Origin of the sequence: Aquimarina sp. EL_43 (assembly GCF_943422735.1) — a bacterium.
Taxonomy (GTDB): domain Bacteria; phylum Bacteroidota; class Bacteroidia; order Flavobacteriales; family Flavobacteriaceae; genus Aquimarina; species Aquimarina megaterium.
Genome location: NZ_CALSBR010000001.1, coordinates 1,602,101 through 1,622,110, shown reverse-complemented (window position 1 = coordinate 1,622,110; position 20,010 = coordinate 1,602,101). Strand labels below are relative to the sequence as shown.

Here is a 20,010-nt window from a genome sequence, read left to right as displayed (position 1 = left end):
ATTATTTTTCTGCCTTTTCGTTTAGCTTTAATCGTACCGATACAGGAAAATGATCACTGTATCCTCCTTTATATTTTCCTCTTGCGTAGGTTCTAAAAGGAGTTCCTTTATACCGACCTTTATATATTTTTAAAAAATCCGGATCAAAAATAGCTGCATCAGAAAAACTATGCTTTCCTTTTTCATATTGATGAAAGTTATGACTAAAGATTATTTGGTCAAACAGATTCCACTGGCTTCTGTAGCTGGTACTACCCCTATATCTGGTAAGGAGACGTTCCATTGGATTAAAAAGATCTTGCCGCACCAAGTTTTTTATGCTTTCGCTAGAGGGGTCGTCATTAAAGTCTCCCATAATGATAATTTTCGCATTAGGGTTTTGATCAGTAATCTGGTTAATAATCTCACGGTTTTTTTCTGCTGCCGCAATACGTTTATAAGCTGTACTTTCTGCACCATCTCTTCTCGATGGCCAATGATTTATTAAGATATGCACTTCTTCTTGATTTAAAGCACCGGTCACCCATAGAATATCGCGAGTATAATCTCGCTCTCCCATTTCATTATTCACCAAAACAGTAATAGTTTTAGAGTTTTTTACTTCAAAATATTGTTTTTGATATAGTAACCCTACATCAATACCTCGTTCATCTGGAGAATCATAATGCACAAGACCGTACTCTTTTTGTTTTAAGTGTTTAGAGTTAATAAGGTCTTTGAGAACTGTTTTATTTTCTACTTCTGCAACACCAACCAAAACAGGAGCTTTTCTTGTTTTTGAAAATCCAATATTTGAAATGGCAGTACCAAGTTTGAATATTTTTTTTTCATATCGTTTCCGATTCCATTTTTTTTCAGAATCAGGCAAGAAATCATTGTCTAAGGTTTTTGGATCATCTTTGATGTCGAATAAATTCTCTAGATTATAAAATGCTATGGTAAAGTGATTTGTGTTTTTTTTGCTGAAATAAAATTTATTGGCCATCGCATTTAATTTTATAAGAAACCAGCTATAATGTTGGTTCCTGAGTACATAAATGTTGTACTTTTGTACATTTGTTTAAAAGCACAATATAATAAATTAAGATATAGAAGATTAGGTAGCTAATGTTAGAAAGAGAAAAAATAGCATACGAGAAAACGGTTTTGATAGGAATCATAACCAAGAACCAGGATGAAGAGAAGCTCGAAGAGTTTTTGGATGAATTAGAATTTCTTACGTATACAGCTGGAGGTGAAGTGGTAAAACGATTTACTCAAAAGATGGATATGCCTAATTCTAAAACGTTTATAGGATCGGGAAAAATGGAGGACGTACGAATTTATGTAGAACAACATGATATAGGTACTGTCATTTTTGATGATGAATTATCACCAGGGCAACTACGTAATATAGAACGTATTCTGAAGGCTAAAATTATAGATCGAACGAATCTGATCCTTGATATTTTTGCCCAACGCGCTCAAACCAGCTATGCCCGTACCCAGGTAGAATTAGCACAGTATCAGTATTTATTGCCTAGATTAACAGGATTGTGGACTCACTTAGAAAGACAACGTGGGGGTATCGGGATGAGAGGTCCGGGAGAAACAGAGATCGAGACAGATCGTCGTATTGTTAGAGATCGGATTTCTTTGCTTAAAAAGAAACTGCTTACCATCGATAAGCAAATGGCAACACAGCGCGGTAATCGTGGAAAACTGGTTAGAGTAGCTTTAGTAGGATATACCAATGTAGGTAAATCTACATTGATGAATGTTATTGCCAAAAGTGAGGTTTTTGCAGAAAATAAACTTTTTGCTACCTTGGATACTACAGTAAGAAAAGTAGTTATTGGTAACCTTCCATTTTTACTTAGTGACACTGTAGGTTTTATTAGAAAACTACCTACCCAACTTGTAGAGAGCTTTAAAAGTACATTAGACGAAGTAAGAGAAGCCGATTTATTATTACATGTCGTAGATATTTCTCATCCACAGTTCGAAGATCATATCGAATCGGTGAATAAAATTCTTGATGAAATTGATTGTAGAGATAAACCTACTATGATGGTTTTTAATAAAATTGATGCTTATCAACATGAAACAATAGATAGTGATGATTTAACTACAGAAAGAACCAAAGCTCATTATACTCTAGAAGAATGGAAACAAACCTGGATGAGTAGAATAGGAGATAATGCCTTATTTATTTCTGCTATCAAGAAAGAGAATATTGATGATTTTAGAAAACGAGTATATAAAGAAACACGAAATATACATGTAACTCGTTTCCCTTATAATAACTTTTTATATCCTGAGATTATCGAAGAATAAGCTTAAAACTTATATTTAAGCCCTAATCCAATTACCTCACGTATCTGAAATCCACTGGTAGCATTGTCATCATAAATTGCTTGAAACACAAAACTACCCGTAATGTATTTGTTTACAAGTAAGTTAATATTTAGTGTATAATCAATATCTACATTGGCCGGATCTTCAATATAGTTAGAGTACAGGTTTAAGAGTTGCTCTAGAGTTATATTTTTTGCCAAAGTGTATTTAGAATAAGCTGCAAGAGATCCACCAAACTCAAATCGAGAGCTTTCACCAGCATCTACACCAAAATAATCACCATCTACATAATCTGCAACATTGGTAAATTCTTTGTCTACAAATATCATACGAGATGTGACTGGAGCTATATTTATGTGCAGGTTATCACTTTTTTTCCATAACAATCCTGGTCCGATCTGTATAAAAGCCGGAGAAAAGAAATGAGTTTCTTCTGTACGAATGGTCTCTTCTGTATCAGGATCTTTGGTAAATCTATATCCTTTATCAAATTGAGATCTAAAATTGATAAACAAAGAATAATTCCAGAAACCTTGACCAATTTTTTGCCCTAATCGAGTATTAAATTCAATCCTGTCATTGGTTTTACGAGGAAAATCTTCTCCTCTTAAAAAAGTAAGTCCGTAATCTGCAATAATTTTATTATCCCAGGTTAAACTATTTTTTTTGTAGTTAAATTCATAGTTTAACGTAACATTTCCTGCAATGTTAGATGTTCCTCCACCTTGCCAGTCGTAATTAAATGCAGATTGATTAAAAAGCAAGGCAAAGTTTGCCTTATCTTTCCACCCGATATGTTCTTTTTTTTGTTTTTTGGGAGTAATTTCTTTTAGCTTCTGTTTTAAAACTATGATATTTAGGTCATTTGTGGTGTTTTTTAAAATACTATCAAGAGAACGTTTTAAATTAACTTGAATTGAATCCAGATATTTTGTTTTTTCTTTTTCCTGACCTGAAATTTTTGTTACTAACAAAAGCAGAAAAATAGCTAAAAAAAATCTACTCATTTGATCTTTTGTTGCAAGGGTAGAATACAAAGATACGGTATGCCTTTAGTTTTTTCAAATCAATGATATTTCTATCAAAAAACAACTTGTAGAAAATTACTTCCTCATTAGTCTTATACCGGTTTTAATTTGCATTTACTGATCTATTAACATAGATAAGTCAAGCCCTTATTATTTGATAATTACATACTATATTAACGTTAACAGTAGGTTAATGTGTCAAAATCATATAAAAAGAAAAGTCATTTAGAATACTTTTGATATCATGACACGTGAATAAATCAAGTAAATAATTAGATAATTTGATGTAACATATTAAATACTCATAGGTCATAGTAAAAACAACATATATCAATCAAAAAACTTTTATGTCATGAAAAATCTCACAAAGATTATTACACTGTTTTTATTGTATTGGCTGCCAAACATAAATTATGGCCAACTACCTGCAAAAATGATTCAATATCCCGATGTTTCCGATTCTAATATCTGTTTTACTTATGCAGATGATTTATGGATTGTAAATAAGCGGGGAGGCACTGCACATCGATTAACAACTAAGCCCGGTCGAGAAACAATGGGAAAATTTTCTCCAGATGGAAAAACTATCGCGTTTAATGCTAATTATGATGGAAACCATGATATATATACAATCCCGGTAACCGGAGGTATTCCTAAACGGATTACAACTCACGGAATGTCTGATAATATTAAAGCATGGACCAAAGACGGAAAATTTTTAATCTACACCTCTAGAATGGAAAGCGGTAAACAACGTTTTTCTAAAGCATTTAAGATATCTGTTAATGGAGGATTACCAATAAGAATACCGATAAGCAAAGTCGAAGAATTAGATCTGCATGTAAACGGTGATCTTGTTGCTATGACAGATAAATCAAGGCTAAGCAGAAACTGGAAACGGTATCGAGGGGGAATGGCGTCTGACATCTATCTTTTTAACCTTAAAACCTTAACTTCTGAAAACATTACCAATAACGATGGTAATGATGAACTACCCATGTGGAATAATGATGACCTTTATTATCTTTCGGATAAAGACGCTTCAAAAAAGTTCAATATCTGGAAATATAACTTACAATCGAAAGAACACGAGCAAATTACATTTTTTAAAGAATTTGATATTGAACGCCCATCTATAGGAAAATCTGAAATTGTTTTTGAAGCTGGAGGAACATTATATCTTTTAGATGTAGCAACAAAAACAACAAAAGAAATATCTATAAGTGCTATTGGTGATTTTACTGGATTAAAACCTCAGGTAAAGAAAGCAGAAAAATACATTCACAGTGTTGGTATTGCCCCAGATGGCAATAGAATTATTGTAGGTGCCAGAGGAGATATTTTTTCTGTACCTAAAAAAGATGGGATTACTAAAAACCTAACACGTACGAGTGGCATTGCAGAGCGTTATCCCAGTTGGTCACCAGATGGAAGATATATTGCATATTGGAGTGATAAAACAGGCGAATATGAATTAATGGTGAGAGATCTTAAAAATAATTCAGAGAAACAAATCTCAAAGCAAGGTCCGGGATTTAGATACCAGTTATTTTGGTCTCCTGATAGTAAAAAGTTAATTTTTGTAGATCAGAAAATGCATATAAAACTGGCAAATATTACTAACAATACGATTACCAAAATAGATCAGGAAATACAATTGTTTCAAGGAGGGTTATCTGGTTTTTCTGTGAGTTGGTCAAATGACAGTAAATATATTACTTATGCAAATTCTCATGAAAATGGAAATCAGCATATCATTATTTATGATATAGATAAAAAGAAAAAACACACTATCACTTCTGCTTTTTATGATGATGGCAGCCCTGTTTTTTCTGTCGACAATAAGTATATCTATTGTACGACGAATAGAACCTTTGATCCGGTATATAGTGATTATGATAATAGCTGGACATACCCTAATGCCACCAAAATAGGAATCATTCCACTTACAAAAGATGCAGTACATCCTATTGAATTAAAAAATGATAAAGTATCCATAAATGAAGGTGATAATAAGAAAGAGGATACCAAAGACAAGAAGAAAGAAGAAGAAAAGGAAGATCAGAAGATAAAACCAATACGCATAGATTTTGATGGTATAGAATCCAGAATGATTATTTTACCTGTAGAACTAGGGAATACAGGAGGAATAAGTGCAGCCAAGGGTAAAGTCATTTTCTTGAAACACCCCAGAACAGGATCAAAAGACGAAAAATCGGTTTTAAAATATTATGATTTTGAAGAAGATGAAGAAAATACAATCCTTGAAAATGTAGATGATTATAAACTTTCGTTTGATAACAATAATATTTTAGTGTTTAGCGAAGAAAAAATGGGAATTATAGAAGTCGCAAAAGATCAATCACTAGAAGGTCATATAGACACTTCTAAAATGGAAATGACCGTTAACCCAAAAGAAGAATGGAGACAAATCTTTACAGATATATGGCGTTTAGAAAGAGATTTCTTCTATGATAAAAATCTACACGGATTGGATTGGGAAGCTATGAAAAAGAAATATGAGCCATTGATCGAATATGCAGCAAGTAGAAATGACCTAAATAAAATTACCGGAGCATTAATTGCAGAACTAAATGCTTCTCATACATATAGAGGTGGTGGAGACGTAGTATCAAGCTCTAATAAAGCTACAGGCTATCTGGGTGTTGACTGGGAGATACACCAGGGAAAATACAGAATAAAAAAAATCATTACACCAGCTCCCTGGGATACAGAGGTTAAATCTCCTCTTAGAAAGCCAGGAGTTGTAGTTGAAGAAGGTGATTATATATTACGTATTAATGGAATCGAATTAACAGAATATGCAGATCCTTATGTAGCATTAGAAGGAAAAGCAAATGAAACAATAGAAATTACAGTTAGCAAAACTCCTGATGGCAAAAATAGCAAGCAATATCTTGTACAACCTATAAGAAGTGAAGCGAGGCTGAGAAATCTTGCCTGGATTGAAAAAATGCGAAAATATGTAGATGAAAAATCTGGAGGAAGAATAGGATATATTTATGTACCAAGTACAGGAATAGATGGGCAAGAAGAATTAGTTAGAATGTTTTATGCTCAACATCATAAAGATGGATTAATCATTGATGAAAGATTTAATAATGGAGGACAAATACCTGATAGATTTGTAGAATTATTAAACAGACCATTATTGAGCTATTACAAAGTAAGAGAAGGAAAAGACTGGGCTTGGCCTCCAAGAGGGCATTATGGTCCTAAAGCGATGCTTATCAATGGATGGAGTGGTAGTGGAGGTGATGCTTTTCCCGATTATTTTAAGAAAAGAAAAATAGGGCCGCTTATCGGTACAAGAACCTGGGGAGGACTAATAGGAATTTCGGGATCACCAGAATTAATAGACGGTGGATATGTAACAGTACCTACATTTAGGATGTATAACCCCGATGGAACCTGGTTTGCAGAAGGGCATGGTGTAGAACCTGATATCCATGTTCCAGAGAACCCAGGAAAAGATGCTCAAGGTATAGATGTGCAACTGGATCGAGCTATCAATGAAGTGCTGAAAACACTTAAAGAAAGTGATAAAAATCCAAAGAATAAAGTGCCTGCGGCAGAGGATCGTTCTAAGTAATTTGCTTGCAAAAGAGATACATAATCAAAGCGAGAGTATTTTCTTTACTCTCGCTTTTATTTTTTATATGATATGTATTGTATTATCAAAAATGTGTTTCATAAATTAAAGTATATTCGTGATATTGTATTATATGATTTGCTATGGAAAAATTAGAATTGATTAAAGCACAAGAATCGGATAAGGATTTCTTATTTAAATTAAGAAAAGCGACAATGGTCGAACACTTAGAGGAAATGGGAATTTTCTTGTCAGATGAAGAACATTTATCCAGAATAGATTTTCAATATGATAATGCTTATGTGATATTAAAATCTAATCAAAGAGCAGGTGTATTGAAATATATTGAAACAGAACATGCAATAGAAATACTACAAATACAAGTATTACCCGAATATCAAGGTCATGGAATAGGGAAATATGTGATTAAAGACCTAATAGAGACTGCCAAAGCTTCAAATAAAGATATGGTACTAAAAGTATTAAAAGAAAACCCAGCGAGATATTTATACGAACGTATGGGTTTTAAGACAGTTGATGAGGATAAATATGAGTTTCATATGCAATTAGCATCTAATAAAGGATAAAAATAGTAGACTTACTAAAGAAAAAAAGCATCTTTTATCAAATAAAAGATGCTTTTTTAAATAACTATAGTTTCTTGTTTCTAGAACCCGTAATTTACTCCTAGACCAAACACTTCTCTAATCTGAAAAGCACCAACAGCATTATCATCATAGATGGCCTGAAAAGTTAGATTAGTAGATAAATATTTGTTAATCGTCATAACAATGTTTGCAGTATAATCTATATCTACATTTTGTGGATCTTCTAAGTAGTTAGAATACAAATTTAAAATGTTTTCCATAGATACATTCTTCATGATCTCAAATTTAGCATACCCATTAAGTGCAGCACCAAATTCAAAACGAAACGTATCGTTTGCTTCTACTCCAAAGTAACCTCCGGCATCGTTAAAAGCATCTATTGCTGCCTGATCATTACCCACATCTGTAAACATATCATGTACAAAAATAAATCGTGCTGTTGCAGGAGCGATATTAACTTTGAGATTATCACTTTTTTTCCATAATAAGCCTGGGCCTAATTGTAAATAAGCTGGAGAAAAAACACGAGTAGTTTCTGTTCTGATTTCTCTTGTACCAATAACATTTCCGGTAGTTGTATCTAGAATAGGTTCTTCTCCATATTCAAATCCTTTATCAAACTGTGTTCTAAAGTTTAAGAAAAAAGAATAGTACCATAATGATTCCTTGATTTGTCTACCCAATAATGAATTTAACTCTAAGCGATCATTGGTTTTGCGTATAAACTCTTGATCTTTAAGTTTGGTAAGTCCGTAATCTGCAAGAATTTTATTATCCCAAGTGAGTTTTCCTTTGCGGTAATTAAAATCATAGGATATAGAGAGATTTCCTGCAACATTAGATGTCCCTCCTCCAAGCCATTCTGCATTAAAAGCAGATTGATTTATTAATAGGCTAATGTTTCCTCCTTTGGTCCATCCTTCTTTAGGAGCTTCGTCTTTTTTTGTTTCTTCTTGTGCAAATAGAATTGTAGAGCTAATTAATAGAACTACAGTAAGCAATGTTTTTTTCATTTGATGATAGTTTTAAGGAATTTAATCAGGTTATTTTAAGGGTTAAATAATTTATTATCCTGTACAAATAACCAGTGTAAATTTTTATGTTGGCAAATATATTTTAAGAAACGTTTTTTGCTTTAAAAGTATGTTAGCAGGCTATTGTTTTTCGATAAAAAACAACATTAATAGATAAAAGGGTTTATTTCCTTTTGTATAGAGGAACAGAAGAACATGCTTCTCCATACATAATACTCTTGGCAACGGGTTGTAATTTTTGAATCAAATCGATATAAGCCCCATTAGGAACAGGCTTGTTTGTACATCCTTTTATAATAATAAGCTTGTTTTGATAAGCCGAAATATCAATAGTATTTATAATTTCGGCATAAAGTATAGTTTCCAAGGCTTCTAAAGATCCTACAGCTACCTTTTTTGCAAAAGGCTGTAATGCACTTGTTAATAAAAGATATGCCCATCCGGGAATAATAGCATCTGTAGAACAAGTTAAGGCAATATAGCTGTCTTGATATTGACTCCAGTCATGATCTAAAATGTGTTTTCTAAACTCTTTTTCGCGTAAAATTAACCCTTCAAAAAGCCAGTCTTTAATATCAAAAAGAATACGGTTACCTTTAGGGTAATACTCTTCTAAATCAAAAGTGATGAGGTTTTTATTATTAGCAACTCTATTTACAATTTCATCGGCCATTACATAGTCATTTTTATTACTTGTTTAAATTTTGAGCTTACGACTTTTATGAGTGTTATAACCCTGATATAAGTCTAAAAATGATTAAGATATTATTTTTAATACCAGATTAATAGTAACAAAAAAATAAACAAGAAATTATTACTTTGTAAAAGTAGACATTACCTTAAGAAAATCCTCTTTTTTTGAGCGGGAAATACTCACAGAGATATCATTATTCATTATAATGTAGCCGCCATCTGATTTCACAAATTTCCTGACCTCTTTTAAGTTTATTAAATAGCTATTGTGTACACGCATAAAGTCTTGCTCAAGTAATAGGCTTTCATATTCTTTTAGGTGTTTACTAACCAGCAACTTTGATTCATTTTTCATAACAAAAGAGGTGTAAGAACCATTGGCTTTACAAAATATGATATCGTCGATATTTACAAACTCAAAACCTTCGGCAGTGGCTAAACATATTTTATTAAGCTTTGGTTTTTGTTGTTTAAGATTTAGCATTAGAGTTTCCAGTTGTTTTTTGTAGATTTCCTGGTTTTTTTTCTTCCGTACTTTTTCAACTGCATTTTGTAATTCTTCAAGATCAATAGGTTTTAATAAATAATCAAGAGAGCTAAATTTTATTGCTTTAATTGCATATTGATCAAAAGCTGTGGTAAAAACAACTTCAAAATTAAAATTTGATACTTGGTTAAGTACATCAAAACCAGTTCCGGTTTGTAATTCTATGTCTAAAAAAACAACATCGGGTTTGGTAGATGAAAGGATCGTAATAGCTTCAGAAACCGAAGTAGCCATGCTTGTTACTGTTATATCTGTACAGAACTCTTCTAAGAACTGTTTTAAATTCTCTCTACTATGTTTTTCATCTTCTACAATTACTGCTTTTAAATCCATGTTATGAATATATTTTAAAGTACAGGTATCTTGATGATAACCTTTGTGCCTATAGGATTGCCATTGTCATCTTCCAGATCAACAAATTGTACACGTTCTATAGTATTACCTGATTTATTTAGTTTTTTAAGATGCTCAGAAATCATTTCCTGCCCTCTGGATTTGGTTTTTTCTATCATGTCATTTCTTGAATTTAAAGCTTTTCTCCCTAACCATTATCTATCACTTCGCAAATTAGATAATTTTCTTTTTTGAAAAATGAAACAATCAAGCTTTTCTCATTCTACTTTTACATACCAATACTCTTCTTTTTTTATTTCATTCATATAGTTTATGAAATCTATTTTTATACAATATGTTTCGTTGGGATCTGTTTTTGAGGAGTACGAAGCGGTAATGAAATTTATATTTTTCTGATCTACACCCGATTAAAAGTATATTATTCTCATAAAGCTTATTCGATGTTTGGGAAAGTTAGAGTGATTTTATTACCAAAAATGCTCTTATCGGTATTTAGAATAGGGATTACTTTTTTCTTAATCTTATACTTTTTAATCCTATTTATAGATCTAATAAGGTCAAGGCATTTTACAATTTGTTTTCTATATTCTGGTGTATATCTGATTTTATCAATAATTTCAGTAGTATAGTTATAATGTATGTTTACAATAATATTGGATGGGTTTATCTCGAAGATTATATTTATCGTTTGATTTTTATGCTGATTATGGATAGCATGCTCTATTAGGTTTTCAAATAAAGTTTGTAAAATAAATGAAGGAATTTTTACATTTAGATGCTTAGAAGGCTTTTGATTAAAAGAAATACTATAATCAAATGTATTATTATAGCGTAGTTTTTGAAGTGTTAGATACCAATTAAGCATAGTAATTTCTTCAGTTAAATCAACGGTTTCTTTTTCTAAATGAGTTAAATAAAACCGTATAAGTTTACTAAAAACAGATAAATACTGTAAAGCTGTTTTTTTGTTTTCTGAAACAATAAAATATTGAATAGCATTGAGAGCATTAAATACAAAATGGGGGTTCATTTGAGATTTAAAAACCCTTAATTTTAAATCGAGCATTTCCTCTTTAAGCTGTAGCAAGTTTTGCTGCTCCTTTAGTAGCGCATTAGTATCTCTAACGCTTTTAATTTTTATTGCACAAATTGAAGCGATAGCAGACAACATTTTTAGGTGTTGATTTGTAAAAAAACCTTTATCAGGATGCTCACAATCAATAACTCCATAAATAACATTATCAGTTGCAATGGGCACTGTTATTTCTGATAAACGCGTTTCATCATCGACAATATATCTAGGATCCTTAGAAGTGTCATAAATAATTTCGGCTTTTCCAGAAACAGCAACACTTCCTGTAATACCTTCTCCTAATTTGATTTCTACAGGATTGTATACCAAATAATCTTTAGGGTTTTTAGGACCATAAGCCGCCTTTTGAACTAATGATTTATTTTTTTGATCTATCAGATAGATAACACAATCTATAAAACCCAATTTAGAAATACAGTTTTTAGCTAGATCCCAAAGAATTGCTTCTTCATTTTTTTTACCCAAAAGTGATTTTGAAAAATACACTAAAATATCTTCAAACTGATCTTGGTTTAAACTAAGGTGTTTTTTTAGATTGATCATAATCTAGTTTGCTTTAAAATTGATTCATATATCACAAGAGTTAAAAAGGTTGTGTGATAAAAAGCTGGCATAACTAACCAAGTTTTTAGGACAAACATAAAATGCTTTTGAAGATATTCGTTTCAGTAATTGACAGATAGTAAGTGGTAATTGATCAATGGTTGAATTATCGATAATTACATAGCACAGAATCCTTTTTAGCACCAAAAGATTTTAAAAACAGTAAAATATCTGTAAATGAATGAAGACGAGATTGTATATCACAGAAAGATGAGTATATAAGTGAAGTAGTATTATAAAGCTTTATTTCTTTTTATAAAGAAGCTATTTATATCCTATTTTTTCTGAAAGCTCTATCTTGCTTTTTGCAAAATTTCCGGTTCCAAATGCAACTTCTTTTCCGTCTTTATTGTATAGTGTTGATTCTGCAACAAATAGATTTCTGGATTTAAATTTTATTTTTCCAACTGCTGTAATTATTCCCTTATCAACAGGTCGTATTAGATTAATATTAAACGAAGTAGTAAGGACAAAAACATCTTTTATAATAGAATTTACGGCAAAAAAAGCGGCATCATCGAGCAATTTAAAATAGACAGAACCATGTATTGCTCCCAATGCATGAAAATACTTCTCCGAAATTTTAAGTTCGATTTGTGCTAACCCTTCAGAAATTTTAACTGTGGTGGTATCATAGAGTGCAGTATTAATATTGGCCTGCAAATACATTCTTTCTAATTTGCTATAATGTTCAGGATTCATTTTCCTTGTTTATTTATTTTAGAAAGTTATTCCAAAATGATTGCAGTATCAGTTACAGCATACCCAGTTCTAATTTTGCTTCTTCACTCATTAAATCTTGTGACCATGGCGGATCAAAAGTAAGCTCCATTTCTACATCATTTACTGCATCTAGAGACTTTACTTTTTCTCGAATCTCTTCAGGAAGGGACTCTGCTACAGGGCAATTGGGAGAAGTAAGTGTCATTAAGATTTTTACATCATAGTCCTCATTAACAAAGACATCATAGATTAGCCCTAGCTCATATATATCAACCGGAATTTCGGGATCATAAATGGTTTTTAGTACTCTTACAATCTTTTCTCCTAAGTCGTTTGTATCTATAGTGGTTTCACTCATTTTTTTAGTTTTAATATTGCTTTAACAAGCATTGTACAACAGAAATTGATTTAATTCAATTGTGTTTGATAAGCGATAGCATACATTTTTAACTGTTTAATCATACTTACCAAACCATTAGCACGTGTTGGTGATAAATGTTCTTTTAAGCCAATTTCATCGATAAAATCGGTATCAGCCTCAATAATAGCCGAAGGGTGTTGCCCAGAAAAAACACGTATCAATATTGCAATAATACCTTTGGTAATAATGGCATCGCTATCTGCAGTAAATTCAACTTTATCATTTTTCATTTCGGCGTGTACCCATACTTTACTCTGGCATCCTTTTATGATATTGTCGTCTGTTTTATATTTTTCTTCAATAAGAGGTAGTGATTTTCCTAACTCAATCATGTATTCATATCGTTGCATCCAATCATCAAACATGCTAAATTCGTCAACAATTTCTTCCTGAATTTCTTGTATTGTCATTACGTACAAATTTTCAACAAAAATACAACAAGAATAATTGCTATTCAATACTTTCTGCCAATGATAGCATAGTATTAACTAATTCTTGTATTTCTTGAGGAGGATATCCATGATCAAAACCATTCGAAACAAACGTTTTGGTAGAAGAAATGATTTTTAGCTGTGCATGTGCAGCGCCATCAAAGAGTCTTTTTTCTGTAGGTGCTTTTAGCTCACTTATTTTATCAAGATCTATAGTTTCGAGGAGTGAAGTAATAGTGTCCCAATCTTTTTTTGAGCATTTTTTTGAATCACTATTTTTTAAGTTTCTATCTGTAGTTTTTTCAATGCGATCTTTATTGATTTTGATTTGAAAAAAAGAACCTCTAGAAAGTGCCTGATATTCGATATTGACTATATTTTCCTTGGGTTTTTTATACTTCACAGGAATTTTTTGAGCTACAGATTGATTTTTTTCTTTTGATATTATTTTAACTAGAGTATAGTGTAATGAGGAACCATCAGCCGGAGGATTTTCTATTTTGGTAATGATAACTTCAATTTCGTAATTGTATCCATCTTCATACTTAAAACCCTCGATTGTATCATAAAAATAAGTCCATTTATCGTTTAGGTTTTCTTTATACAACATGCATTTTTGAGGACCAACACCAACACAATCTACCAGAGTATTTGCTATAAATACTCGTTTGGTTTCCTGGCATGAAGAAAACAAAATAACGATACTTAATAATGAAAAAAACTTGCTCATAGATTGGTTGTTTTATTTAACACGTTGTATGGTAATTAAATAACGTTATACAAAACCAAATGTTATAAATAAATTATGAGAGCATCATCTTGGCTTTTTTAACAGCTTCGACCAAAGCATCAATTTCTTCTTTGGTATTATAGAACGAAAAAGAAGCTCGTACGGTTCCTGGTATTTTATAAAAATCCATAATAGGCTGTGCACAATGATGTCCTGTGCGTACTGCAATACCAAGTTTATCCACAATAGTTCCTACATCATAAGGATGTATATTATCTAGATTGAAAGAGATTACCGAAGTTTTGTTTTTGGAGGTGCCGTAAATTTTTAGTCTTTCAATTTCTAATAATTTTTGTGTACCGTATTCAAGAAGTTCATTCTCATATGCGGCAATATTGTCAAAACCAATACTATTCATATAATCAAGTGCTACTCCAAAAGCAATACCACCACAGATATTAGGAGTTCCGGCTTCAAATTTATGTGGTAAACCGGCATAGGTGGTTTTTTCAAAAGTAACTTGCTCGATCATTTCACCACCACCTTGATAAGGAGGTAGTTTGTTTAACCAATCTTCTTTTCCGTAAAGCATACCTACTCCTGTGGGCCCGCAAAGTTTGTGTGCAGAGGCCACATAAAAATCTACATCCAAAGCCTTAACATCTGGTTTGACATGAGGGCAAGCTTGCGCACCATCGATCAATACAGCTGCACCTACACGATGCGCCTTTTCAATAATTTCTTCGATAGGATTTATAGTTCCTAATGCGTTAGAAATATGATTGGTAAATACAAGTTTAGTGCTATTAGAAAGTAATTGATCATATACATTCATTACTAATTCACCATCTTCGTTCATTGGGATGACCTTAAGAATAGCACCAGTACGTTCACATAACATTTGCCATGGTACAATATTAGAATGATGTTCTAATGCCGAAACGATAATTTCATCACCTTTAGAAAGAAGAGAGGTAAAGCCGGTAGCGATAATATTAATACTATGAGTTGTTCCCGAAGTTAAAATGATCTCATGAGCGTATTTTGCACCAAAATGCTCTTGTATTTTCTTACGAGCAATTTCGTATGCATCTGTTGCTTCTTGTGATAAGGTGTGAACACCACGATGAATATTCGCATTGTAACTACTATAATAATCTACAATAGCATCTATAACTACCTGCGGTGTTTGAGATGTGGCCGCATTATCAAAATATACCAAAGGTTTTCCGTTTACTTCTCTGGTAAGTATTGGGAAATCGTCTCGTATTTTCTGTACATCTAGCATATTAATTTCTTTCTGCAAAAGTAGTAAGTATTTCTAATTAGGATTGTTTATTTTTAGAATGATTTAACCCTTTTTATAATGAAACGACTTAAAAAAATTATTGGGATTACATTTCTTATTCTGTTTGCAGGAATTTGTATTGCATTTGTACTGAATTACCCAAAACTTACAATTCTAACTGGATATTCTGCAAAGCATATGAATTCATCGGTTTTTATTGCCAATAGAACTTTAGAGTTTACAGATTTAAATGACAATAATTTTGCACCGGTTGATCTGGCAGATGATGAGGTAAATTTGAAAAACAAAACATCTGTTGCCTCTGTTTTTGGACTTAAAGAGAGAAAAGCGATTTATAGAGAAGGATTAGGGAGTGTTCTCATTGACGATGATTTTGATGAAAACACACCTGTTTTAATACCGCATAGAACTAAAACAGAAACAGGACAGTCATATCCATATGGCGAATTAGAACAAAAAGACACAGTTTTTAAAACGGTAGATTATGATAAAATAAATAGAACTGTTGCTTCAATTTTTGATTCGAATGGGGAGTATATAAAGAAAACAAGAGCTGTTCTTGTACTTTATAAAGATCAGATTATTGCCGAGAAGTATATAGATGGATTAGATAAAGATTCTAAGTTGCTGGGGTGGTCTATGACCAAAAGTATTCTCTCTACGGTTTACGGAGTGTTACAAAAACAAGGAGCTATTAACATACATGATAAAGCCCCGGTATCTGAATGGCAAAATGATAAAAGAAAAGAGATAACAATTAATAATCTGTTACAAATGAATTGTGGGTTAGAATGGGATGAGGATTATGGCTCTATTTCTGATGTTACAAAAATGCTATATGTAGATAGAGACATGACAATTGCCCAAATTCATAAAAAAGCGATTTACAAACCCAATGAATACTGGTATTATTCTTCTGGTGTGTCTAATTTGTTATCCGGGATTTTGAGAAAACAGTTCAAAAGCTATCAGGAGTATCTTGATTATCCATATCGAGAGTTTATTGATAAAATAGGAATGAATTCTATGCTTATAGAAACTGATATGACAGGTAATTACGTAGGCTCTTCTTATGCTTGGGCAACAGTAAGGGATTGGGGTAAATTTGGATTGTTATATCTGCATAAAGGGAATTGGAACGGAGAGCAGGTTTTTGAACCTTCATGGGTGGATTATGTGACTACACCAAGTCCTACATCTGAAGGAGATTATGGAGGGCATTTTTGGTTAAATGCAGGAGGGTTTTATCCAGATGCTCCAAGGGATATGTTTTCTGCAAATGGATTTCAGGGACAACGGGTGTTTATTATTCCTTCTAAAGATTTGGTTATTGTACGATTTGGACTCATTGGAGATGCGGGAGTAGATTTTAATACGTTTTTAAAGAATATGGTTGACTCGATAGAGTAGAAATAAAAAACACTAAAGCCAAATCGTAGAAGATTTGGCTTTAGTGTTTTTGTTTGTTGCTGAAACAGTTGTTTTACAAATCAAAACCAATGTTTACACCAAGCTTAGTAGCGATTAGTTTATTAATTCTACTTTTTAGTTGAGGTATTTTTACACTAGACAATACATTGTTTGCAAATGCATACATTAATAAAGCCCTAGCTTCTTTTTCTCCGATACCTCTGGATTTCATATAGAATAATGCATTATCATCTAATTGCCCAATAGTACAACCATGTGAACATTTTACGTCATCTGCAAAAATTTCTAATTGTGGTTTAGAATTGATGGTTGCCTTATCACTTAACAAGATATTGTTATTAGACTGAAAAGCATTTGTTTTTTGTGCTTCTTTATTGACAATGATTTTTCCATTAAAAACCCCTGTGGCTTTTTCTCCAAAAATTCCTTTATAATCCTGATGACTTTCACAATTTGGTTCTGTATGATGTACCAAGGTATTGTGATCTACATGCTGTTTTCCTTCAATAATTGTTATACCATTAAGAATAGAGTCAATCCCTTCTCCTTTTTGATAAAAATTAAGGTTATTTCTGGTGATATTTCCACCAAAAGCAAAAGTATGTACCGATGCTACGCTTTGCGCATGCTGTTCGATATATGTATTGTCAATCAATGAAGCATTTTGATTATCATTCTGGATTTTATAGTAATCAACGATTGCTCTTTTATCTGCAAAAATTTCGGTTACAGCATTTGTAAGAACAGGGTTATCTGTTAAACTCTGATGGCGCTCAATGATTTGCACATGAGAATTTTCTCCAACAACAATCAAGTTACGAGGTTGTAACATCTGTGCAGCTTCATTTCCTGTAGAAAAGTGTATAATCTGTATAGGTTTATCAGCTAGCTTATTTTTTGGAATATAGATATAAGCTCCTTCTCTGGAAAAAGCTGTATTTAAAGAAGTAAGCCCATCTTTAGGAGCTACTTTGTTAAAATAGTTTTCAATGATTAATCGATATTTTTCATTAGTTAGTGCTGATGACATTAAACATACATCGATTTTATCATGAGTCGTTTCAGATAAATGAGACGAATACTTACCATCAATAAATACAATTTTATATGTATCCAAATCATGAAGGAAGTACTTTTTTATATCCTTAAAATCTAAAGCATTTTCTTCTTTTGGAAAAATACTGTAATCATGTTTTAGCACAGTATTTAGAGAGGTATATTTCCACGCTTCTTCTTTTTTGGTAGGAAATCCTTTTTCTTCAAAAGTTTTAATAGCCTGACTTCTGATATCATGAACAGCTGTGTCAACATCTACCGTATTTTCAAAGGCCAAAAAAGAAGATACCAACTTATCTTTCAATTCCATATTTAGTTTCAAGTTTTGTTTCTTTTACGAAACTGTTTCGAGTTTTAAGGTCGGGATTCTTATTCTTTACACCTCTAGACTCTTTTTATTTAAATAACTAATAAAACCAGCAATTCTTTTGCTCAAAGTTTCATAGTCATTAACTAATATCTTTAATGTTTTTTCTTCAATATATCCTGAATCGAAAATTCTATATAATTGAGATCTTGTTTCTCCCGAAGAGGCTTTGGCTATAGAGAGGGATTGTCTAAATTCTATATTTCCGTCTCGTTCAAAACCTTCAGCGATGTTATCCATTACAGCGCCAGAAGAACCTTTAATTTGATCTTTTAGTTTATAATCATTTTCTAAACCAGTTGTTTTTGATAAAAGAATAATTTCTTTGCACAATCTTCTGGCTTCTTGCCAAATTTCTAAATCTTCAAATCTTTTTATAGTTGCCATATTTTAGCTAATTTGAAACTTTAAACAACAAACCAAACTAACAATTAAGCGTTTATTTCTTCTTTAATCCAATCGTATCCTTTTTCTTCTAGTTCTAAAGCTAATTCTTTGGTACCAGATTTCACGATTTTACCGTCATATAATACATGTACAAAATCTGGAACTATATAGTCTAGCAAACGTTGATAGTGAGTAATTACTACAATAGCATTGTCTTCACTTTTTAGTTTATTCACTCCATTGGCTACAATACGTAGAGCATCTATATCAAGTCCAGAATCTGTTTCGTCAAGGATTGCCAATTTAGGTTCCATCATTGCCATCTGAAAGATTTCATTACGTTTTTTCTCACCACCCGAGAATCCTTCGTTAAGAGAACGGGATAAGAATTTGCGATCGATTTCTAATAATTCAGATTTTTCACGAATTTTTTTAAGCATGTCTTTGGCAGGCATTTCTTCAAGACCTTGTGCTTTTCGTGTTTCATTTATGGCGGTTTTCATAAAATTAGTTACCGTTACACCAGGAATTTCTACTGGATATTGAAACGACAGAAAAACTCCTTTATGAGCCCTTTCTTCTGCTGCAAGTTCCTCAATATCTTCTCCTTCCAAAAGAATTCCTCCCTTGGTAACTTCATATTCTTCTTTACCCGCAACGATACTGGCTAATGTACTTTTTCCAGCACCGTTAGGACCCATAATTGCGTGTATTTCTCCTGCTTTTACATTTAGGTTAAGACCTTTTAAAATTTCTTTCCCTTCGACACTTGCGTGTAAATCCTTTATCTCTAACATGTTATATAAAACTTTTATCTCTTTTGAGATATAATTTATTTATTTTTCTTTTTCTGGATCAGAGTTTTTATCTTCTTCAGAAGATTTAATTTTAGTGGGCAACTCTGAAGTTGGCGCACTTACCCCGATAATTTCTTTTATTTCTACTATTTCTTCCCATCCTTGTTCTGGATTGGGTTTTATGATTCCCTTTACTACTACAGGAACCATGTCATATTCTTCTCTTTGCAGAGGTTCTACTTTTTTAGCGAGTTCTAGAGTGACATCATTAATTATCACACCATATATAAAATCATTACCTTTTAAGACTGCTGCATCATCTATAAGAATAAATTCGCCACGAATTAAATTAGGTTCTTCATTTTTGTTTTCGGATTTGCAGGAAAAAAGAATAAGACTTAGTGCAATTAAAATACATGTTTTTTTCATTAATGTAGATTTGATGGTT

At 32.1% G+C, this 20,010-nt stretch carries 20 protein-coding genes; 4 read left to right on the top strand and 16 right to left on the bottom strand.

The genetic code is table 11. The annotated features are described in order from the left end of the window. Position 1: 1 nt before the first annotated feature. Complete coding sequence (locus NNL09_RS07445) at positions 2 to 985, bottom strand: endonuclease (protein WP_196911635.1); 984 nt, start codon at positions 983 to 985, stop codon at positions 2 to 4. 122 nt (positions 986 to 1,107) lie between these two features. On the opposite strand from NNL09_RS07445, the gene hflX reads away from it, so the two are divergent. Further along, complete coding sequence (gene hflX / locus NNL09_RS07440) at positions 1,108 to 2,316, top strand: GTPase HflX (protein ID WP_025666159.1); 1,209 nt, start codon at positions 1,108 to 1,110, stop codon at positions 2,314 to 2,316. 2 nt (positions 2,317 to 2,318) lie between these two features. Here hflX and NNL09_RS07435 read toward each other — a convergent pair whose 3' ends face one another. Continuing rightward, positions 2,319 to 3,344 carry a DUF3078 domain-containing protein gene (locus NNL09_RS07435; RefSeq protein WP_025666160.1) on the bottom strand — a complete coding sequence of 342 codons (1,026 nt, stop codon included), beginning with the start codon at positions 3,342 to 3,344 and terminating at the stop codon, positions 2,319 to 2,321. 373 nt (positions 3,345 to 3,717) lie between these two features. Between NNL09_RS07435 and NNL09_RS07430 the strand changes: the two genes are divergently transcribed. Then, positions 3,718 to 6,978, top strand: a complete 3,261-nt coding sequence (locus NNL09_RS07430; protein ID WP_196911636.1) for a S41 family peptidase — start codon at positions 3,718 to 3,720, stop codon at positions 6,976 to 6,978. Between the two features lie 143 nt (positions 6,979 to 7,121). After that, positions 7,122 to 7,565: an N-acetyltransferase gene (locus tag NNL09_RS07425; RefSeq protein WP_025666162.1), complete on the top strand. Its 444-nt coding sequence runs from the start codon at positions 7,122 to 7,124 to the stop codon at positions 7,563 to 7,565. Positions 7,566 to 7,645: 80 nt separating this feature from the next. On the opposite strand, the gene NNL09_RS07420 is transcribed toward NNL09_RS07425, so the two are convergent. From NNL09_RS07420 to NNL09_RS07375, 10 genes are all read right to left on the bottom strand, one after another. Next, complete coding sequence (locus tag NNL09_RS07420; protein WP_196911637.1) at positions 7,646 to 8,599, bottom strand: DUF3078 domain-containing protein; 954 nt, start codon at positions 8,597 to 8,599, stop codon at positions 7,646 to 7,648. A gap of 184 nt (positions 8,600 to 8,783) precedes the next feature. After that, positions 8,784 to 9,293, bottom strand: coding sequence for a DUF2480 family protein (locus tag NNL09_RS07415; protein WP_025666164.1), 510 nt, complete (start codon positions 9,291 to 9,293; stop codon positions 8,784 to 8,786). A 141-nt stretch (positions 9,294 to 9,434) separates the two neighbouring features. After that, positions 9,435 to 10,193: a LytTR family DNA-binding domain-containing protein gene (locus tag NNL09_RS07410; protein WP_025666165.1), complete on the bottom strand. Its 759-nt coding sequence runs from the start codon at positions 10,191 to 10,193 to the stop codon at positions 9,435 to 9,437. 14 nt (positions 10,194 to 10,207) lie between these two features. Continuing rightward, a complete protein-coding gene (locus NNL09_RS07405) occupies positions 10,208 to 10,372 on the bottom strand; it encodes a hypothetical protein (protein ID WP_196911638.1) in 165 nt (54 codons plus the stop codon). Positions 10,373 to 10,647: 275 nt separating this feature from the next. Then, positions 10,648 to 11,850 (bottom strand): histidine kinase, encoded by a 1,203-nt coding sequence (locus NNL09_RS07400; protein ID WP_196911639.1) that lies wholly within the window; start codon positions 11,848 to 11,850, stop codon positions 10,648 to 10,650. Between the two features lie 324 nt (positions 11,851 to 12,174). Further along, the gene (locus NNL09_RS07395) at positions 12,175 to 12,612 is read right to left on the bottom strand and encodes a PaaI family thioesterase (RefSeq protein ID WP_025666167.1); all 438 of its coding nucleotides are present in this window, start codon (positions 12,610 to 12,612) and stop codon (positions 12,175 to 12,177) included. Positions 12,613 to 12,664: 52 nt separating this feature from the next. Next, the gene (locus NNL09_RS07390) at positions 12,665 to 12,991 is read right to left on the bottom strand and encodes an SUF system Fe-S cluster assembly protein (RefSeq protein WP_025666168.1); all 327 of its coding nucleotides are present in this window, start codon (positions 12,989 to 12,991) and stop codon (positions 12,665 to 12,667) included. 50 nt (positions 12,992 to 13,041) lie between these two features. Beyond that, positions 13,042 to 13,464 carry a SufE family protein gene (locus NNL09_RS07385; protein WP_025666169.1) on the bottom strand — a complete coding sequence of 141 codons (423 nt, stop codon included), beginning with the start codon at positions 13,462 to 13,464 and terminating at the stop codon, positions 13,042 to 13,044. 40 nt (positions 13,465 to 13,504) lie between these two features. Then, on the bottom strand, positions 13,505 to 14,215 hold the full coding sequence (locus NNL09_RS07380; protein ID WP_025666170.1) for a DUF4377 domain-containing protein: 711 nt from the start codon (positions 14,213 to 14,215) through the stop codon (positions 13,505 to 13,507). A 73-nt stretch (positions 14,216 to 14,288) separates the two neighbouring features. Continuing rightward, the gene (locus NNL09_RS07375) at positions 14,289 to 15,503 is read right to left on the bottom strand and encodes an aminotransferase class V-fold PLP-dependent enzyme (RefSeq protein ID WP_196911640.1); all 1,215 of its coding nucleotides are present in this window, start codon (positions 15,501 to 15,503) and stop codon (positions 14,289 to 14,291) included. A gap of 78 nt (positions 15,504 to 15,581) precedes the next feature. On the opposite strand from NNL09_RS07375, the gene NNL09_RS07370 reads away from it, so the two are divergent. Then, complete coding sequence (locus NNL09_RS07370) at positions 15,582 to 16,934, top strand: serine hydrolase (protein ID WP_025666172.1); 1,353 nt, start codon at positions 15,582 to 15,584, stop codon at positions 16,932 to 16,934. Positions 16,935 to 17,007: 73 nt separating this feature from the next. On the opposite strand, the gene sufD is transcribed toward NNL09_RS07370, so the two are convergent. The 4 genes from sufD to NNL09_RS07350 all read right to left on the bottom strand — a co-directional run bounded on the left by sufD (position 17,008) and on the right by NNL09_RS07350 (position 19,991). Then, entirely contained in the window at positions 17,008 to 18,321 is a 1,314-nt protein-coding gene (gene sufD, locus NNL09_RS07365; RefSeq protein ID WP_196911641.1) for a Fe-S cluster assembly protein SufD, read from the bottom strand. A gap of 66 nt (positions 18,322 to 18,387) precedes the next feature. Continuing rightward, complete coding sequence (locus tag NNL09_RS07360) at positions 18,388 to 18,765, bottom strand: four helix bundle protein (protein ID WP_196911642.1); 378 nt, start codon at positions 18,763 to 18,765, stop codon at positions 18,388 to 18,390. A 44-nt stretch (positions 18,766 to 18,809) separates the two neighbouring features. Continuing rightward, on the bottom strand, positions 18,810 to 19,562 hold the full coding sequence (gene sufC, locus NNL09_RS07355) for a Fe-S cluster assembly ATPase SufC (RefSeq protein WP_025666174.1): 753 nt from the start codon (positions 19,560 to 19,562) through the stop codon (positions 18,810 to 18,812). Between the two features lie 39 nt (positions 19,563 to 19,601). After that, on the bottom strand, positions 19,602 to 19,991 hold the full coding sequence (locus NNL09_RS07350) for a hypothetical protein (RefSeq protein ID WP_025666175.1): 390 nt from the start codon (positions 19,989 to 19,991) through the stop codon (positions 19,602 to 19,604). Positions 19,992 to 20,010: the final 19 nt, after the last annotated feature.

Bases quoted from the DNA above. Each gene is read 5' to 3' on its own strand.
- NNL09_RS07445 (WP_196911635.1), bottom strand. From the start codon at position 985: ATGGCCAATAAATTTTATTTCAGCAAAAAAAACACAAATCACTTTACC.
- hflX (WP_025666159.1), top strand. From the start codon at position 1,108: ATGTTAGAAAGAGAAAAAATAGCATACGAGAAAACGGTTTTGATAGGA.
- NNL09_RS07435 (WP_025666160.1), bottom strand. From the start codon at position 3,344: ATGAGTAGATTTTTTTTAGCTATTTTTCTGCTTTTGTTAGTAACAAAA.
- NNL09_RS07430 (WP_196911636.1), top strand. From the start codon at position 3,718: ATGAAAAATCTCACAAAGATTATTACACTGTTTTTATTGTATTGGCTG.
- NNL09_RS07425 (WP_025666162.1), top strand. From the start codon at position 7,122: ATGGAAAAATTAGAATTGATTAAAGCACAAGAATCGGATAAGGATTTC.
- NNL09_RS07420 (WP_196911637.1), bottom strand. From the start codon at position 8,599: ATGAAAAAAACATTGCTTACTGTAGTTCTATTAATTAGCTCTACAATT.
- NNL09_RS07415 (WP_025666164.1), bottom strand. From the start codon at position 9,293: ATGGCCGATGAAATTGTAAATAGAGTTGCTAATAATAAAAACCTCATC.
- NNL09_RS07410 (WP_025666165.1), bottom strand. From the start codon at position 10,193: ATGGATTTAAAAGCAGTAATTGTAGAAGATGAAAAACATAGTAGAGAG.
- NNL09_RS07405 (WP_196911638.1), bottom strand. From the start codon at position 10,372: ATGATAGAAAAAACCAAATCCAGAGGGCAGGAAATGATTTCTGAGCAT.
- NNL09_RS07400 (WP_196911639.1), bottom strand. From the start codon at position 11,850: ATGATCAATCTAAAAAAACACCTTAGTTTAAACCAAGATCAGTTTGAA.
- NNL09_RS07395 (WP_025666167.1), bottom strand. From the start codon at position 12,612: ATGAATCCTGAACATTATAGCAAATTAGAAAGAATGTATTTGCAGGCC.
- NNL09_RS07390 (WP_025666168.1), bottom strand. From the start codon at position 12,991: ATGAGTGAAACCACTATAGATACAAACGACTTAGGAGAAAAGATTGTA.
- NNL09_RS07385 (WP_025666169.1), bottom strand. From the start codon at position 13,464: ATGACAATACAAGAAATTCAGGAAGAAATTGTTGACGAATTTAGCATG.
- NNL09_RS07380 (WP_025666170.1), bottom strand. From the start codon at position 14,215: ATGAGCAAGTTTTTTTCATTATTAAGTATCGTTATTTTGTTTTCTTCA.
- NNL09_RS07375 (WP_196911640.1), bottom strand. From the start codon at position 15,503: ATGCTAGATGTACAGAAAATACGAGACGATTTCCCAATACTTACCAGA.
- NNL09_RS07370 (WP_025666172.1), top strand. From the start codon at position 15,582: ATGAAACGACTTAAAAAAATTATTGGGATTACATTTCTTATTCTGTTT.
- sufD (WP_196911641.1), bottom strand. From the start codon at position 18,321: ATGGAATTGAAAGATAAGTTGGTATCTTCTTTTTTGGCCTTTGAAAAT.
- NNL09_RS07360 (WP_196911642.1), bottom strand. From the start codon at position 18,765: ATGGCAACTATAAAAAGATTTGAAGATTTAGAAATTTGGCAAGAAGCC.
- sufC (WP_025666174.1), bottom strand. From the start codon at position 19,562: ATGTTAGAGATAAAGGATTTACACGCAAGTGTCGAAGGGAAAGAAATT.
- NNL09_RS07350 (WP_025666175.1), bottom strand. From the start codon at position 19,991: ATGAAAAAAACATGTATTTTAATTGCACTAAGTCTTATTCTTTTTTCC.